This window comes from Exiguobacterium sp. 9-2, from assembly GCF_036287235.1.
Lineage (GTDB): Bacteria > Bacillota > Bacilli > Exiguobacteriales > Exiguobacteriaceae > Exiguobacterium_A.
Genome location: NZ_CP142850.1, coordinates 2,059,051 through 2,075,471, shown reverse-complemented (window position 1 = coordinate 2,075,471; position 16,421 = coordinate 2,059,051). Strand labels below are relative to the sequence as shown.

Sequence of the window (16,421 nt, the reverse complement as noted above, 5' to 3'; positions counted from 1 at the left end):
TTCATGTTCTTCGATTCTTCTCCGGTCGTTATGGGAAAAGAAGAGAAACGATGGTTGAGGAGGCGAGAGTATGACGATTGGGATCATAGGTGGAGGGTTATCCGGATTGACAGCAGCGGCGTTATTTGCAAAACAAGGAACACCGGTCACGCTCTGGGATGCTGGATTACTCGGAGGACGTGCCACCTCTCAAACCGTAAAGGGCTTTACATTTAATTACGGTGCCCATGCGATTTATGGACGCGATCAATCAATTCTTCGCAAATTAACGAAACAACTCGGTATCGAAGTGACGTGGCTTGATTTTTCAGCGAGTCGTGCGAAATATGAGTTTTCAGGTCATTTGACGGCTGTTCCTGCGAATGCCTGGGGACTACTGAAAACAGAAGTCATCGAAGGAACGAACAAAGTACGTTTTACATGGGAGATTATTAAAACGATTTTACGAGTCGAACGAGGGAATCCGCAACAATCCATCGGGCAATGGTTAAAAACAGAACGCGTCGATGAACAAGTGGCACAGTTGATGCTTGATTTGGCATCAACGAATTTTTTTACGGCAGAACCAGAAAAAATTCCATCAGATGTCTATTTCGAGTATTATCAAAAGCTTTTTCGGACGCGAAAGCCTGTCTCATACATCGAAGGGGGCTGGCAAGGGTTAGTACAGGAATTGGAACGGATCATCCTAGAGAATCGCGGAGAGATCTTGAAAAAAACAAAAATAACAGCAGTCGAATTGACTACGACAGGATTCTTGGTACGTGATCGAAAAAAACAAGAATGGAATGTGGAACGGATCATCTTTGCCGTACCACCACGTGAAATCTTAAAAATGGCGACTCCAACGACGATCCAAAAATTCGTGACACCGCATGCGAGTCATGAACCCGTCGAAGTTTTCGTGTATGATCTCGGACTTCAGCCTTATATCCAAACACCGTATTCATACATCTACGACCGTTCGCATCGAGCGTTCATCACGGATTTATCGCATTATGATGCAAGCCTCGCACCAAAGGATGGTCAAGTCCTTCAAGCAATCGCTTATCTTGAACACGATCGACTTGAGGATCCTGATTATATCGGACATGTTCGAACGGGAATCGAACAGATGCTTGACGTTCATTTCACAGACTGGAGAGAACGTATCGTTGCAGAACGAACGATTAAACGAGCAGTCGTACAAGAAATCAAATGGAAAATGGGGCAAGGTCCTCTTGCGACTCAAATTCCGGGACATGCAGGTGTTGCTTTCGTCGGAGACTGGTGTGAAGGGACGGGACAACTCTCAGAGCTTGCGTTCTCAAGCGCCGTAAGTGTTTTCAATCGATGGACGTGATGTAAAACGACAAAAGAAGGAGAAGCCGAATTGACTTCTCCTTCTTTGTATTGACCAAAGATTCATATCTTACGCTTCATTGTTCGAACGTGCTGGATAGAACGCTAGAATCAAGAGTAATGTAAAGGCAATGAGACTCATCATCGGAATCGTCAAGAAACCGAAATAGTTGACCCATTTGATGAGACAGCCACTCGAACATAACGCTTCGCCATCGGGTAAACGCTCAAGGATGACATGGTACAAGGCGACACCAAAGCCGGCAAGCACATATAGGCGTACAAAGAGTGGATCGATCGTTTTCGACCGGAACAAGGATATGAGCAAATAAAAGGCTGTCGTATACATGAATAGTCGTTGCCACCAACAGAGAGGGCAGGGAATGAATCCACGAATTTCACTAAAATAGAGACTGCCAAGCGTTGCAATCGTTGAGATGATGAACATAAAATGATAGCGTGTCATATGTATCGTCCTTTCTAACGTGTTAAACTAATGCCATCTTATATCATGAGGAGTCGAATCTCACATTGCAAGTGTCGGAAATGGAAATGTTGATCACTTTATCGGAAGAATTGAATATGAGGCGAGCTGCTGAACGATTATTCGTTTCACAACCTGCGCTTAGTCAACGTCTTGTTGCGATTGAGAGACGCTGGGGAACCAAACTATTCATTCGTTCATCGCGTGGCTTAAGCATCACACCGCAAGGAGAAAAAGTGATTGGTCTCGCAAAAGAGATGAATCGGAAGGAACTCGAACTAAAAAGTGAATTGACGGCAGAAGAGGGTGCCGTTTACGGAACGCTTCGGATTGCTGTCGCCTCCATCATGGGACAATACTGGCTCCCGCGTGTCTTAAAACGATTCGTCGAGCGTTATCCGCATGTGCGTGTCCAGTTGGTCACCGGATGGTCAAGTGAGATGATGCGTCATATGTTAGAGGAACACTTTCATATCGGGATCATTCGTGGAAACCCGGACTGGAAAGGTGTTAAAGAGCGCCTTTTCTCAGACCCGCTCTATCTAGTTGATAGTGAGTTGACGTCGATTGAACAATTGCGTGTGACGGATCGCCCGTTCATCCAGTTCAAAAGTGATTCGACGTACTATCAAGAAATTTTAGAGTGGTGGCAAGATCGGTTCGCAAGTCCACCCTCTCGGACTTTGGTCGTCGACCAAATCGAGACATGCAAACAGATGGCGTTACATGGCATCGGTTTTGCTATCTTACCTGAGTCGACGATTCAGCAATCGAATGAAGTCATGCAGCTTCCGTTGAAGACATCATCCGGAAAAGTACTGAAGCGAGATACTTGGATCTTGTCCACGGAATCGATGCTTGAATTAAAACAAGTCCAAGCTTTTTGGGACATCGTAAAAGAAGAAGGAGGAAGTCAGTCAGATGGAATACGCCATTGAGATGCGGCGCGCGCTTCATAAAATACCGGAACCAGGGTTCAAGGAATTTAAGACGCAAGCTTTTATATTGGAACAAATTCGTGCATATCCGCCAGATCGTGTCACATATGACACATTTGAAACAGGTGTTTTCGTTCGAGTGAAAGGATTGACTGGAAACCGAACGATCGGGTATCGCGCAGATATTGATGGGTTACCGATTGAAGAAGCGACAGGGCTTCCGTATTGCTCAGAACACCCAGGGTTCATGCATGCGTGTGGTCATGACATGCATGCCTCGATTGCTTTAGGGTTGATGAAACGGATCGTTGAACTACCAGTCATGGATGATGTCGTCTTTTTATTCCAACCGGCAGAAGAAGGACCGGGCGGGGCGGAGCCGATGATTAAAAGTCCATTGTTTGAAAAATATCGTCCGAGTGAGATGTATGGTCTTCACGTTGCACCGGAATATCCAGTCGGTACGATTGCTAGTCGTCCAGGCGTACTGTTCGCGAGTGCTCGAGAAGTTCATATCACGATCTATGGTCAAAGTGGTCATGCGGCTTTTCCTCATTTGACGATTGATACAGTTGTTGCGCAAGCAGCCTTGATCATGCAATTGCAAACGATCGTCAGTCGATCCATTAATCCGATGAATTGTAGTGTCATCACGATTGGGAAAGTGGATGCAGGTATTCGTGAGAATGTCATTGCCGGTAGAGCGGTTCTTGACGGAACGATGCGTGCGCTAAACGGCGAAGACATGGAAAAACTCGAACGTCGTGTCCGTGACATCATTCGAGGAATCGAAGCTTCGTTTGGTGTTAAAATCGATCTGCAATTCGGTAATCGCTATTATGAAGTCGTCAACGACCGGCAAATCGTGGATAAATTCTCATCATTCGTAAAGATGAATGCCAACTATATCGAATGTGACGCGGCGATGACAGGGGAAGATTTTGGTTTCATGCTGAAAGAGATCCCAGGGATGATGTTCTGGCTCGGCGTCGATAATCCGACATCTGGTTTGCATCAACCAACATTAAACCCGGATGAATCAGCCATTCCTTTTGTCATTGATTTACTTGACCATTATTTCCGAGAGTATGTTTAAAAATTTTTATGAAATAATAAAGGATATAAAGCTTTCCCTTTCGAATTCAGGAATGGGAAAGTTTTTAATATATGTAGGAATAAGAGTTTTCGAACATTTTGTGAAAAAAATCACGTGTATATGTGAACAATTTGTTACATCAAACATTATAAACAGACACAAAGGGTTATGTTCTCTATGATACGGTTATAGACCATATAGAGAAGTATGTTTTAGGAAGAGGGGGCTAAATACATGTTCAATGATCCCGTAGTGCTCAGTCGATTGTTGACAGGGCTCACACTAGCGTTTCATATTATTTTCGCGACGATTGGTGTCGGAGTACCGCTCATGGTACTGGCAGCTGAATTCATCGGTCTGAAACGCAAAGATCCAGATTATATCTTATTAGCAAGACGGTGGACGCGTGGATACGTCGTTACCGTAGCAGTCGGTGTCGTAACAGGGACGGCAATCGGCTTGCAACTATCATTACTTTGGCCGTCACTCATGCAAGTAGCGGGTCAAACAATTGCTTTGCCACTATTTATGGAAACGTTCGCGTTCTTCTTTGAAGCGATTTTCCTTGGTATTTACTTGTATACGTGGGACCGGTTCAAAAATCCATGGTTGCACTGGTTGATTGGGATTCCAGTCGTCATTGGTGCGACAGCATCAGCGTTCTTCATCACGACAGTCAACTCCTTCATGAACTCACCAGAAGGATTTAAGATCGTCAATGGTACGTTAACGCAAATCGAACCATTAAAAGCAATGTTTAATACAGCGACACCGACGAAGGCGACACACGTCATCGTTTCAGCTTACTTGACTGTTGCCTTTATCTTGGCAGCAATCGCGGCGTTCCATTTGCTTCGCAAAAAGACACTCTCAGCAGCAGAGACGGCATATCATAAGAAAGCTCTTCGTCTCACTGTCATGGCTGGTCTGATTTTCGCGTTCTCGACAGCACTTGTCGGTGACTTCTCAGGGAAATATTTAGCGAAATACCAGCCAGAAAAACTAGCAGCTGCGGAATGGCATTTTGATACGACAAATGAAGCAGAATTGATTTTTGGTGGGATACTTGATCAGCAAGAAGACGGCAGTTATGAAATCAAAGGAGCCGTCAAAATCCCATATGCGCTCTCAATTCTTGCAGGTGGGGCTCCGAATACGGAAGTCATCGGTTTAAACGAATTCGCAAAAGAAGATCAAGCACCACTGATCGTCCACTATTTCTTTGATATCATGGTATCGATTGGGATGTACTTGACTGCTATCTCTGCTTTGTTCATCTTGGCATTCCGATTGAAAAAATTGAATCCATATAATAAGTGGATTTTACGAGGGGTGTTCATCGGTGGTCCGTTAGCGATGATTTCAATCGAAGCGGGATGGATGTACGCTGAGATTGGTCGTCAACCTTGGACGCTTTACGGTATCATGCGAACAGCGGACGCGGCGACGACTTCAACAGCGGTTGGTCCGATGCTCATTTTATTCAGTGCATTGTACTTGTTGCTTGGTACGATTTGTACGGTCGTCTTATTACGGATGTTTAAGAAAAACACGGTTGGAAAAGAACTTCAAGAACTTGCTGAAAACCACCATGCACGCGGTGAAGCAATGTTCGTGGATGATAACAAGTAAGGAGGGAACGATTTGGACGTTCAAACACTAGGGATCACGGTCCTTTGGACTTTCCTGTACGGATATCTCATCGTTGCCTCAATTGACTTCGGTGCTGGATTTTACGCCTTTTATTCAAAATATACGAAGCGGGATCATCTGACGAATCGATTGATTCTTCGTTACCTCTCTCCTGTTTGGGAGGTAACGAATGTCTTCTTCGTATTCTTCTTCGTAGGACTAGTTGGGTTCTTCCCAGACTCCGCTTACTATTTCGGTACGGCACTACTCGTACCAGCGTCAATTGTTCTTGTCTTGATTGCGATTCGTGGTAGTTTTTATGCGTTCGCCAATTATGGATCAAACGACAGCATGTTCTACACATTTTTATATGGAGCGACAGGGTTGCTGATTCCTGCTGCGATGTCGACAACATTGACAATCAGTCAAGGTGGTTTCATCCGCAAAACGAATGATACAGTTGAGTTTTTAGGAACGAAATTATTTTCGAACTTTTACTCGTGGACGGTCGTAGCGCTCGCTATCGTATCTGTCTTATACATCAGCGCGATGTTCCTCTTATTCTACGCGGATAAAGCGAAAGATGAGGGAGCTACGCCGCTTATTCGGAAATGGGCACTCTTTTGGAGTGGACCAACAATCCTCGTCTGTGCGCTCGTCTTCTTTGGACTGAAGAACCAAGCGGCATGGCATTATGAAAATATCCTAAACGGCAACTGGTGGTGGTTCGCTGCTAGTTTCTTATTTTTCCTCATTGCCGTGACACTCGTCTATATGAAGAAAAACTATGGCATCGCGTTCGTCGCGGTCATGTTACAGTATGCAGTCGCGTGGTTCGGTTACGGATATACACACTTGCCGTATATCTTGTATCCATATATCGATATCAACAAAGCAGTCGTAAACGAAACGATGGCTTCCGCACTCGTCGTCGTTTTCATCTTCGGACTTTTACTCTTAATTCCGGCGTTGTATTTGATTTTACGGCTCTTCTTGTTCGATAACGATTATGTACGTGGAAAATCATCAAAATAATGAATGGATAAACGCCTCTGCGATTCGCAGAGGCGTTTATAGTATTTTTAAATTGAATCGGGTACACTACTAATGAAGAGCGATTGTGAAGGAGAGTTGTGAAAATGAATGGAGAGTTTGCAGTAATCGGACTAGGGCGTTTTGGTGGCTCGATTGTCCGCGAATTATCGAAAAACGGCTATGATGTCTTGGCAATTGATTCCGATGAGGAACGTGTCAACGAATTCATGGGGATTGCGACACATTCTGTCATTGCCGATACGACCGATGAGAACGTTTTAAAAAGTTTGGGGATTCGAAACTTTGATCATGTCATCGTCGCTATTGGGGAAAACATTCAAGCGTCTATCTTGACGACGTTGATTTTAAAAGAGCTCGGTGTGCAATCGATCACCGTCAAAGCAACGAATGATTACCATGAAAAAGTATTGCGAAAAATTGGAGCGGATTTCATCGTTCACCCTGAGCGGGATATGGGGGTTCGGATTGCGAACGGATTGATGAGTTCGAATATCCTTGACTACTTAGACTTATCACAAGAATTCTCAATCGTTGAGATTAAAGTCAGTGATCGGATGGCAAAACAAACCTTGATTGATCTTGACTTACGAAGTAAATATGGAGCAAATGTTGTCGCCATCAAACGGGGTGAAAATGTCATGATCTCCTTGCAGGCAGATGAAGTCATCGAAAAAGGCGATTATCTCGTCGTCATTGGTGAGAACGAAGATCTTGATCGCTTAGAACGCGCGATTCATAAAGTAAAGAACTAAAAAAAGCTGAGGCATGCCTCAGCTTTACATCTATCTATTAGATGAGTTGGAATTCTTTAAGTCCATGTGCGATACCGTCTTCAAGAATAGGCTTCGTGACATAATCGGCAGCGGCTTTTGTTTCCGGAAGTCCGTTGCCCATTGCAATACCGGTTCCGACATAGCGTAGCATTTCAAGGTCATTGAGAGCATCTCCAAAAGCGAAGGTATCCTCGCGGCGAATGTTTGTCAATTTCAAGAACTGTTTGATGCCTTCTGCTTTCGAGGATCCGACGTTGATGACATCCATCGCATGGGGATGCCAGCGAATGAAATCAAAAGCATCGTAACGTTTGATGTAATCTGCTTCTTCTTCTGCCGTGCAGTAGACAAGCGTTTGAAACACATCGTGAGACAAGAAGGCTTCTTCATCGTGAAGCGGTAACGGCATGTCGAGATCTCCGAGCGAATCAACGACATGAAAATCATTTGATTTCGTTGTAAAACCTTTTGTTTCGCCAAGATAGACAAGCGTATGTCCGTTTTCCTTTGCTTGTTGCGTCAAATGTGTCAGATCGACTTTAGGTTGTGGACGTTTGTAGATGATTTCGTTTTGATGAACGACAATTTGCCCGTTGTAACCGATGATCGTATCAATGTTGAGCAACTCACGAATCCCAGATAACATTGCGGGACCGCGTCCAGTCGCGAGCGCTACATATACACCGTTTTCTTGAAGTTGACGAATTGCCTGTTTTGTTGATTCCGGAACGAAATGACCATCATGCAATAAGGTTCCGTCGATATCGAAAAAGACGACTTTCTGATTTGCCATGGTTTCACCTTCTCTTTTTAATTGGTCGAAATGACCTGTTCATGTGAAAGTATAGCATAACCAAAAGCGTGTTGCCGGAAGGGAACATGTGGAATAAGGATGAAAAATAGTCCATGTATCGTGTATACTGTACTAAGGACAAAAAACAATGTACTGATAAGGAGTTGCTAGACATGATTTTTAAAGTATTTTACCAACCGCTTCGTTCGGAAGCACCTGTTCGTGAACGGACAGAAACGATGTATGTAGAAGGGGAAAGCATTCGTGACGTGCGATCAACGATTGACCACCTCAAAGAGATCAACATTGAGTTCATCCGCGAAGTTAGTGGAGAATTTTTGACATACGAACAACAACATCCTGACTTCAAGGTTGCGACGTTCGAATGAAGTTCGTCAAAAACCATCAAGCCGCCGTCTTCGCACTCGGTGGACTCGGGGAAATCGGAAAGAACACGTATGTCGTTCAATTCCAAGATGAAATCATCGTCATCGACGCGGGTGTCATGTTCCCTGAGGATGAATTACTCGGAATCGACTATGTCATTCCGGACTACACTTATTTGATCAAGAACAAAGATAAGGTCAAAGGGGTCTTCATCACGCACGGTCACGAAGACCATATTGGCGGTCTTCCTTTCTTGCTTAAACAAGTAAACTTACCGATTTACGCTGGAAAAATTGCAATGGGTCTCATTAAAGTCAAACTAGAAGAACACGGTTTGCTTCGGAATGCAGAACTTCATGAAATCGATGAAGATTCGATCATCAAGTTTCGGAAGACGAGTATCTCGTTCTTCCGTACGACACACTCGATTCCGAACTCGTTCGGTGTCGTCGTCAAGACACCACAAGGCAATATCGTGCATACAGGGGACTTTAAGTTCGATTTCACACCGGTCGGAGAACCTGCTGATTTAGCGAAAATGGCTGAACTTGGTAAGGAAGGCGTCTTGTGCCTCTTATCGGATTCTACGAACGCTGAAGTGGAAGGTTTTACGATGAGCGAACGTGTCGTTGGGGAAACGATTTCAGACATCTTCCGTAAGGCGGAAGGACGAATCATTTTCGCGACATTCGCATCGAACATCTATCGTCTCCAACAAGTCGTCAATGCTTCTGTTGAAGCAGGACGAAAAATCGTCGTTTTCGGACGTAGCATGGATAAGGTCATGATGATTGGTCAAGAACTTGACTTCATCAAGGCGCCGAAGGGTACGATCATCGAGCCGAACGAGATGAAGCGTTATAAATCAAACGAGTTGACGATCCTTTGTACCGGTTCACAAGGAGAACCGATGGCGGCCCTTAGCCGTATCGCAAACGGAACACACCGTCAAATTTCAATCATTCCAGATGATCTCGTCATCTTCTCTTCGTCACCAATCCCAGGAAACGTCGTTTCTGTCGGAAAGACGATCAATCAGCTATATAAAGCTGGCGCAGATGTCATGTACGGTAAACTGAATGATATCCATACATCAGGTCACGGTAGTCAACAAGAGCAGTTGCTCATGTTACGTCTATTGAATCCGAAATACTTCATGCCGATTCACGGGGAATACCGGATGCTGAAGAAGCATATGTCGCTTGCGATGGATGCTGGTGTACCGGAAGAGAACTGCTTCGTCATGGATAACGGTGAAGTACTGGCATTAGATGCGAATGCAGCCGCTATCACTGGGAAGATTCAAGCGAATGCCGTTTATGTCGATGGAAAAGGAATCGGTGATATCGGTAACATCGTCTTACGAGACCGCCGTATTCTCTCAGAAGAGGGACTTGTCGTCGTTGTCGTGACGCTTGACTCTAAAACGAATCGTCTCGTCTCAGGACCGGATATCATCTCGCGTGGTTTCGTCTACATGCGTGAGTCAGGTAATTTGATTAAAGATGCTGAACGTCTACTTAAGCGTTCGCTTGATCAATCGCTTGCGAACCGTAACACGAAATGGACGGACATCAAACAAGTCATCAATGATACGCTCACACCGTATTTAACTGAAAAAACACAACGTCATCCGATGGTCATGCCGATCATCATGGAAGTCTGATTCGAAAAAATCCTCGTTTCCGGAAACGGAAACGAGGATTTTTGTATTATGTGGCAGGACCATATTCCTTGAATGGTTCTTTTTTATCGATCCGATCATAGAACATGACACCATCCAAATGATCATATTCGTGTTGACAGACGATTGCTTTCATCCCTTTTAAACGTAATTTTACAGGATTTCCGTTATGATCGATGCCAGTTAGGGTAATACGCATATAGCGCGGTACATGTCCTTCGACTTCACGGTCGACGGACAGACATCCTTCGCCGCCCGTTAAATACGTCTGCTCGACGGAATGACTGATGATTTTTGGATTATAGATACCAAATTCCAGCAAATCATCACCATCCGGTAAGCGGATTGCGAACATGCGCTTGTTGACACCGATTTGTGGTGCTGCAAGTCCAATGCCGCTTCGTAAATCGTATTTCTTCGCAATTTCATCATCTTGACTGTTGGCGAGGAACTCGCGCATGAGTCGCATCGTTTCCTTATCCTCATCGCTGAGAGGGAAGGTCACTTCTACTGACCGTTCGTGAAGAGCAGGAACGTCTTCGCGTACGATTTCATTCATGGTGATCATGAACAACACTCCTTTCGTCTACAAAAAGTATAGCATAGGAAAGTGGGGAATGATGACAACTAACACAGTAGGAAAATATCGAATGATACAGAAGATGGAATATTCTAGTTTTGTGATTGAATTCACAATGTGAAACGCGAAAAAAATAAAACATTTCCTTTGATTTTAAGGTGTTACAGATTTATACTTGTAACGTAATGAACAAGACACTATAACGTGTCGATTCATGATAATACAGTTTACTCAACTGAATAGGTACACAGACACATGTTCAAAGGATAGTCACACGGGACTTCGTTTTTTGGACACTATTGTCATGTGGGCAAATCAGTCAGAGGAATATTTCGCTGAACGCAGTGAAAGGATGAGGTGAAAAGATGAACGTAAACATGTTTAAAAACGTGGAAGAAAACTTTGAAACGTTCCGCATTCTTGACGAGAAAGGTGAAGTCGTCAATAAAGACGCTATGCCAGACCTCTCGGATGAAGAGCTTACGGAATTAATGCGCCGTCTCGTATACACACGTATCTGGGACCAACGTGCAATCTCACTTAACCGTCAAGGACGTCTTGGTTTCTACGCTCCAGTAGCTGGACAAGAAGCGTCAATGATCGGTACGCAATTCGCTTTGGATAAAGATGACTGGATTCTTCCTGGATACCGTGATATTCCACAAATGGTCTTCCATGGCTTCCCACTTTACAAAGCATTCTTGTTCTCACGCGGTCACATCACAGGTGGTCAGATTCCTGAAGGTGTTAACGTCTTAATGCCACAAATCATCATCGGTGCGCAGATCGTTCAAGCGGCTGGTGTTGCTCTCGGTCTTAAGAAAAGCGGTAAAGAACAAGTAGCGATCACTTACACAGGTGATGGTGGTTCTTCACAAGGGGACTTCTATGAAGGTATGAACTTCGCTGGAGCTTTCAAAGCACCTGCAATCTTCGTCGTTCAAAACAACCGTTTCGCAATCTCGACACCTGTCGAAAAACAATCTATGGCGAAAACAATCGCTCAAAAAGCTGTTGCTGCTGGTATCAATGGTATCCAAGTCGACGGTATGGACGTTCTTGCTGTATACGCAGCTACGAAACAAGCACGCGTAGAAGCACTTAACGGTGTTCCGACATTGATTGAAACATTGACTTACCGTTATGGACCACACACACTCGCTGGTGATGATCCAACACGTTACCGTACAAAAGACATGGATGATGAGTATCAAGCACAAGATCCACTCGTCCGTTTCCGTGCTTTCATGGAAGCAAAAGGTCTTTGGAACGAAGATAAAGAGAACGAAGTCATCGAGCAAGCTAAAGCTGACGTTAAGGAAGCACTTGCACAAGCTGACAAAGAACCAAAACAAAAAGTTACAGATTTCATCAACGTGATGGCTGAAAAGCTTCCACTAAACCTGCAAGAGCAGCTTGATGAGTATACAGCAAAGGAGTCGAAATAACCCATGGCACAAATGACGATGATCCAAGCGATCACTGACGCAATGCGCGTCGAGATGAAACGCGACGAACAAGTTCTCTTGTTCGGTGAAGACGTCGGTAAAAACGGTGGGGTATTCCGTGCGACAGAAGGTCTTCAAGATGAGCTCGGCGAAGACCGTGTCTTCGATACACCACTTGCGGAATCAGGTATTGGTGGTCTTGCTGTCGGATTCAGTCTGACAGGATTCCGTCCAATCATGGAAATCCAATTCTTCGGATTCGTATTCGAAGTATTCGATTCAGTTGCAGCACAACTCGCGCGTCTCCGTTACCGTTCAGGTGGCACATACAATGCACCTGTAACAATCCGTTCACCATTCGGTGGCGGTGTTAAAACACCGGAACTTCACGCAGATAACCTCGAAGGACTCATGGCTCAGTCACCAGGACTTAAAGTTGTCATTCCTTCAACACCATACGATGCAAAAGGTCTCTTGATCGCGTCAATCCGTGATAACGACCCAGTCGTATTCCTCGAGCACATGAAACTCTACCGTTCATTCCGCGGTGAAGTGCCAGAGGGCGATTACACGATCGAACTCGGAAAAGCTGATGTAAAACGTGAAGGTACAGATGTAACAATCGTCACTTACGGTGCGATGGTGCACGCTTCACTTAAAGCAGCAGAAGAGCTCGAAAAAGAAAACATCAGCGTCGAAATCATCGACTTGATGACGATCAGCCCGATCGATATCGATACGATTCTTGCTTCTGTCAAGAAAACAAACCGTGTCGTCGTCGTTCAAGAAGCACAAAAACAAGCGGGTATCGCTGCAATGGTTGCAACTGAAATCCAAGAACGTGCAATCCTTGACCTCGAAGCACCGATTCTTCGTGTTGCTGCTCCAGATACGATCTTCCCATTCGCACAAGGTGAAGACGTCTGGATCCCGGATCACAAAGATATCGTCGAGAAAGTCAAGACTGTCTACAATTTCTAAGAGCATTTCGGAAAATAAGGAGAGGGGTACATTCTCTCCTTGCTTCCGTTTTTACAGATAACAATCGACTAGAAGAGTGAACTAAAAGGAGGCATATTCAAATGGGTTTATTTGAATTCAAATTGCCGGATATCGGTGAGGGTATTCATGAAGGTGAAATCGTAAAGTGGTTCGTAAAAGCGGGCGACACTGTCAAAGAAGATGATGTTCTTCTTGAAGTACAAAACGATAAAGCAGTCGTTGAAATTCCATCGCCAGTTGATGGTACTGTTAAAGAAGTAAAAGTTGACGAAGGTGTCGTAGCTGTCGTTGGCGACGTCCTCATCACTTTCGAAGTCGAAGGCGAAGGTTCTGCTCCTTCTGAAGAAGCAGAGCAACCAAAAGCTGAAGAAAATGCGAAAGACGTTCAAGATACGGATCAAAAAGTGGAAGACAAACCAAACGAGGTTCAAATCCATAAATCAGAACGCGTCATCGCGATGCCATCTGTCCGTAAATATGCACGTGAAAAAGGTGTCGACATCCGTGAAGTCCAAGGTTCTGGAGACAACGGTCGTGTCGTTAAAGAAGACATCGATGCATTCGCAAACGGTGGACAAACTTCTGATGCACCAGCAACTGAAGAAAAAGCACCAGCTGCTTCTGCACCAAAAACAGAAGTGAAGCCATACGTTGCTGCTCAACCTGAACTTGAAACACGCGAGAAAATCAAAGGAATCCGTAAAGCGATTTCGAAAGCAATGGTTAACTCGAAACATACAGCTCCACACGTAACACTCATGGACGAAGTGGATGTTACGAACCTCGTTGCACTCCGTAAAAACTTCAAAGAAGTTGCGGCTGCTCAAGGTACGAAATTGACTTACCTTCCGTTCGTCGTAAAAGCATTGACTGCTGCTGCTAAAAAATACCCGGCAATCAACGCATCAATCGACGATGTAAACGAAGAAATCGTCTACAAAAACTACTTCAACATCGGTATTGCTGCTGATACAGACAACGGTCTTGTCGTACCAGTCGTCAAAGATGCAGATCGTAAATCGATCTTCGCACTTGCTGACAACATCAATGACCTTGCTGGTAAAGCACGTGACGGAAAACTTTCTGGCGACGAGATGAAAGGCGGATCAATCACGATCACTAACATCGGTTCTGCTGGTGGTCAATGGTTCACACCAGTCATCAACCACCCAGAAGTTGCAATCCTCGGTATCGGTCGTATCGCTGAAAAAGCGGTCGTCAAAAACGGCGAAATCGTTGCTGCACCAGTTCTTGCACTTTCATTCAGCTTCGACCACCGTCTCATCGATGGTGCAACTGCACAAAACGCGCTTAACTTAGTTAAACGCCTATTAAACGACCCACAACTTCTCATCATGGAGGGATAAGCAATGGTAGTAGGTGAATTCGCACAAGAAACAGATTTACTCGTAATCGGGGCTGGCCCTGGTGGTTACGTTGCTGCAATCCGCGGCGCGCAACTTGGTATGAAAGTAACAATCGTTGAACGTGAAAACGTCGGCGGTGTCTGCTTAAACGTAGGATGTATCCCATCAAAAGCCTTGATCACTGCAGGACATAACTTCCAGCACGCTAAAGGTTCAAGCGATATGGGGATCACTTCTGAGAATGCAACTGTCGATTTCTCGAAAGTTCAATCTTGGAAACAATCTGTCGTCAACAAATTGACTGGCGGCGTTAGTGGTCTTCTTAAAGGCAACAAAGTCGAGACTGTCGTTGGGGAAGCTTACTTCCAATCAGAAGATACAGTTCGTATCATCAACGAAGATTCTTCGACTCCTTACAAATTCAAGAAATGTATCATCGCGACTGGTTCGACTCCAATCGAACTTCCAGCTTTCAAATGGTCAAAACGCGTTCTTTCTTCAACAGGCGCATTGAACCTTCCTGAAATCCCGAAAAAACTCATCGTCATCGGTGGCGGATACATCGGGATGGAGCTTGGTACAGCGTATGCGAACTTCGATACAGAAGTCGTCATTCTTGAAGGAACAAAAGACATCCTTTCTGGTTTCGAGCCTGCTATGACACAAGTCGTCAAGAAAAAGCTCAAACAAAAAGGTAACATCACGATCCACAACGAAGCACTTGCACAAAGTGTGGAAGAGTCAGAAGATGGTGTTAAAGTAACATTCGAAGTCAACGGTGAAGCACAAACAGTTGAAGCGGACTACGTCCTCGTCACTGTTGGTCGTCGTCCGAACACAAGTGATCTTGGTCTTGAAATGGCAGAAGTCAAAGTCAGCGACCGTGGTCTTGTTGAAATCGACGATCAGTGCCGTACTTCAAACGAAAACATTTACGCAATCGGTGATATCGTTCCAGGACCACCACTTGCGCACAAAGCTTCATTCGAAGCTAAAATCGCTGCTGAAGCAGCTGCAGGACACCCTGCATACCTCGACTACAGCGCGATTCCAGCGGTCGTCTTCACAGACCCAGAACTCGCTACAGTCGGTTACACGGAAGCACAAGCGAAAGAAGAAGGACTCGACTATGTCGCGTCTAAATTCCCTTACGCTGCGAATGGTCGTGCACTTGCACTCAACGAGCCAGACGGCTTCTTGAAAATGATTACTCGTAAATCAGATGGTCTCTTGATCGGCGCGCAAATCGCTGGTACAGGCGCTTCTGATATGATCGCTGAAATGGGACTAGCAATCGAGTCTGGTATGACAGCTGAAGATATCGCACTCACAATCCACGCGCACCCATCACTTGGTGAAATCGCAATGGAAACTGCTGAAGTTGCAATCGGTAGCCCGATCCATATCATTAAATAATTCCGAAACACCTCATGCACGGGGAGCCGACCGTGTATGAGGTGTTTTTTTGTTTTGTCTTGATTCAAAAAAGGAAAAGAATAAAAAATGGAGAGGGTGGACGCATATGGAATCCGTGACTGCCTTAGAGGAGCTGTATTACGTATCAGAGATGGATAAGGTTCGCTTTGTAGGCTGGACGACCGCATTCGCTCGCTATGATTTCGCTGTCATCTGTACAGGACAATTTTTTGGGAAAGTACTCGTCGTTAGTTTAACCGGTGGTCAGTCAGCGTTATTTGATCAACAGGATGTGTTAAATGGAGAAGTTTTAGCTCGTACTTTTGCAATTGAGCAAGAGGATGTTGCATTAATTGGTGAAGCATTAGCGGCATTCATTCCTTGTTCGCCAAACGATGAATATGCAGAATGAAACGATCCAATT

16 protein-coding genes are annotated in these 16,421 nt (G+C 44.8%); 13 read left to right on the top strand and 3 right to left on the bottom strand.

The genetic code is table 11. The features are described 5' to 3' along the window. Positions 1-70: 70 nt before the first annotated feature. Positions 71-1,342, top strand: a complete 1,272-nt coding sequence (locus VJ374_RS11015; protein ID WP_056062395.1) for an FAD-dependent oxidoreductase — start codon at positions 71-73, stop codon at positions 1,340-1,342. Positions 1,343-1,411: 69 nt separating this feature from the next. Here VJ374_RS11015 and VJ374_RS11010 read toward each other — a convergent pair whose 3' ends face one another. Then, positions 1,412-1,807: a disulfide bond formation protein B gene (locus tag VJ374_RS11010; RefSeq protein WP_035406674.1), complete on the bottom strand. Its 396-nt coding sequence runs from the start codon at positions 1,805-1,807 to the stop codon at positions 1,412-1,414. 65 nt (positions 1,808-1,872) lie between these two features. On the opposite strand from VJ374_RS11010, the gene VJ374_RS11005 reads away from it, so the two are divergent. The 5 genes from VJ374_RS11005 (at position 1,873) to VJ374_RS10985 (ending at position 7,299) form a co-directional block, all read left to right on the top strand. Further along, positions 1,873-2,763, top strand: a complete 891-nt coding sequence (locus VJ374_RS11005) for a transcriptional regulator CcpC (RefSeq protein ID WP_023468861.1) — start codon at positions 1,873-1,875, stop codon at positions 2,761-2,763. Continuing rightward, positions 2,747-3,859, top strand: a complete 1,113-nt coding sequence (locus tag VJ374_RS11000; protein WP_056062392.1) for an N-acetyldiaminopimelate deacetylase — start codon at positions 2,747-2,749, stop codon at positions 3,857-3,859. Before VJ374_RS11005 ends, VJ374_RS11000 begins: the two co-directional genes overlap by 17 nt. Positions 3,860-4,093: 234 nt before the next feature. After that, a complete protein-coding gene (locus VJ374_RS10995; RefSeq protein WP_035406678.1) occupies positions 4,094-5,491 on the top strand; it encodes a cytochrome ubiquinol oxidase subunit I in 1,398 nt (465 codons plus the stop codon). A gap of 12 nt (positions 5,492-5,503) precedes the next feature. Beyond that, on the top strand, positions 5,504-6,526 hold the full coding sequence (locus VJ374_RS10990) for a cytochrome d ubiquinol oxidase subunit II (protein WP_035406681.1): 1,023 nt from the start codon (positions 5,504-5,506) through the stop codon (positions 6,524-6,526). A 104-nt stretch (positions 6,527-6,630) separates the two neighbouring features. Continuing rightward, complete coding sequence (locus VJ374_RS10985) at positions 6,631-7,299, top strand: potassium channel family protein (RefSeq protein ID WP_035406684.1); 669 nt, start codon at positions 6,631-6,633, stop codon at positions 7,297-7,299. 37 nt (positions 7,300-7,336) lie between these two features. On the opposite strand, the gene VJ374_RS10980 is transcribed toward VJ374_RS10985, so the two are convergent. Beyond that, complete coding sequence (locus VJ374_RS10980; RefSeq protein WP_035406686.1) at positions 7,337-8,113, bottom strand: Cof-type HAD-IIB family hydrolase; 777 nt, start codon at positions 8,111-8,113, stop codon at positions 7,337-7,339. A 173-nt stretch (positions 8,114-8,286) separates the two neighbouring features. On the opposite strand from VJ374_RS10980, the gene VJ374_RS10975 reads away from it, so the two are divergent. Continuing rightward, positions 8,287-8,502, top strand: coding sequence for a DNA-dependent RNA polymerase subunit epsilon (locus VJ374_RS10975; RefSeq protein WP_029342182.1), 216 nt, complete (start codon positions 8,287-8,289; stop codon positions 8,500-8,502). Continuing rightward, positions 8,499-10,166, top strand: a complete 1,668-nt coding sequence (gene rnjA / locus VJ374_RS10970; protein WP_035406688.1) for a ribonuclease J1 — start codon at positions 8,499-8,501, stop codon at positions 10,164-10,166. The genes VJ374_RS10975 and rnjA overlap by 4 nt, the downstream gene beginning before the upstream one ends. 46 nt (positions 10,167-10,212) lie before the next feature. Here the strand turns inward: rnjA and def are convergent, their stop codons facing one another. Then, positions 10,213-10,752, bottom strand: coding sequence for a peptide deformylase (def, locus tag VJ374_RS10965; RefSeq protein ID WP_023468853.1), 540 nt, complete (start codon positions 10,750-10,752; stop codon positions 10,213-10,215). Between the two features lie 377 nt (positions 10,753-11,129). On the opposite strand from def, the gene pdhA reads away from it, so the two are divergent. The 5 genes from pdhA (at position 11,130) to VJ374_RS10940 (ending at position 16,409) form a co-directional block, all read left to right on the top strand. Then, positions 11,130-12,212 (top strand): pyruvate dehydrogenase (acetyl-transferring) E1 component subunit alpha, encoded by a 1,083-nt coding sequence (gene pdhA, locus VJ374_RS10960; protein WP_035406689.1) that lies wholly within the window; start codon positions 11,130-11,132, stop codon positions 12,210-12,212. A 3-nt stretch (positions 12,213-12,215) separates the two neighbouring features. Next, on the top strand, positions 12,216-13,193 hold the full coding sequence (locus VJ374_RS10955) for an alpha-ketoacid dehydrogenase subunit beta (RefSeq protein ID WP_035406692.1): 978 nt from the start codon (positions 12,216-12,218) through the stop codon (positions 13,191-13,193). A 101-nt stretch (positions 13,194-13,294) separates the two neighbouring features. Beyond that, a complete protein-coding gene (locus tag VJ374_RS10950) occupies positions 13,295-14,581 on the top strand; it encodes a dihydrolipoamide acetyltransferase family protein (protein WP_035406694.1) in 1,287 nt (428 codons plus the stop codon). Positions 14,582-14,584: 3 nt separating this feature from the next. Further along, on the top strand, positions 14,585-15,997 hold the full coding sequence (gene lpdA / locus VJ374_RS10945; protein WP_056062389.1) for a dihydrolipoyl dehydrogenase: 1,413 nt from the start codon (positions 14,585-14,587) through the stop codon (positions 15,995-15,997). 106 nt (positions 15,998-16,103) lie between these two features. Beyond that, a complete protein-coding gene (locus VJ374_RS10940; RefSeq protein WP_035406699.1) occupies positions 16,104-16,409 on the top strand; it encodes an SAV0927 family protein in 306 nt (101 codons plus the stop codon). The last annotated feature ends 12 nt before the right edge of the window (positions 16,410-16,421 follow it).

Bases quoted from the DNA above. Each gene is read 5' to 3' on its own strand.
- VJ374_RS11015 (WP_056062395.1), top strand. From the start codon at position 71: ATGACGATTGGGATCATAGGTGGAGGGTTATCCGGATTGACAGCAGCG.
- VJ374_RS11010 (WP_035406674.1), bottom strand. From the start codon at position 1,807: ATGACACGCTATCATTTTATGTTCATCATCTCAACGATTGCAACGCTT.
- VJ374_RS11000 (WP_056062392.1), top strand. From the start codon at position 2,747: ATGGAATACGCCATTGAGATGCGGCGCGCGCTTCATAAAATACCGGAA.
- VJ374_RS10995 (WP_035406678.1), top strand. From the start codon at position 4,094: ATGTTCAATGATCCCGTAGTGCTCAGTCGATTGTTGACAGGGCTCACA.
- VJ374_RS10985 (WP_035406684.1), top strand. From the start codon at position 6,631: ATGAATGGAGAGTTTGCAGTAATCGGACTAGGGCGTTTTGGTGGCTCG.
- VJ374_RS10980 (WP_035406686.1), bottom strand. From the start codon at position 8,113: ATGGCAAATCAGAAAGTCGTCTTTTTCGATATCGACGGAACCTTATTG.
- VJ374_RS10975 (WP_029342182.1), top strand. From the start codon at position 8,287: ATGATTTTTAAAGTATTTTACCAACCGCTTCGTTCGGAAGCACCTGTT.
- rnjA (WP_035406688.1), top strand. From the start codon at position 8,499: ATGAAGTTCGTCAAAAACCATCAAGCCGCCGTCTTCGCACTCGGTGGA.
- def (WP_023468853.1), bottom strand. From the start codon at position 10,752: ATGATCACCATGAATGAAATCGTACGCGAAGACGTTCCTGCTCTTCAC.
- pdhA (WP_035406689.1), top strand. From the start codon at position 11,130: ATGAACGTAAACATGTTTAAAAACGTGGAAGAAAACTTTGAAACGTTC.
- VJ374_RS10955 (WP_035406692.1), top strand. From the start codon at position 12,216: ATGGCACAAATGACGATGATCCAAGCGATCACTGACGCAATGCGCGTC.
- VJ374_RS10950 (WP_035406694.1), top strand. From the start codon at position 13,295: ATGGGTTTATTTGAATTCAAATTGCCGGATATCGGTGAGGGTATTCAT.
- lpdA (WP_056062389.1), top strand. From the start codon at position 14,585: ATGGTAGTAGGTGAATTCGCACAAGAAACAGATTTACTCGTAATCGGG.
- VJ374_RS10940 (WP_035406699.1), top strand. From the start codon at position 16,104: ATGGAATCCGTGACTGCCTTAGAGGAGCTGTATTACGTATCAGAGATG.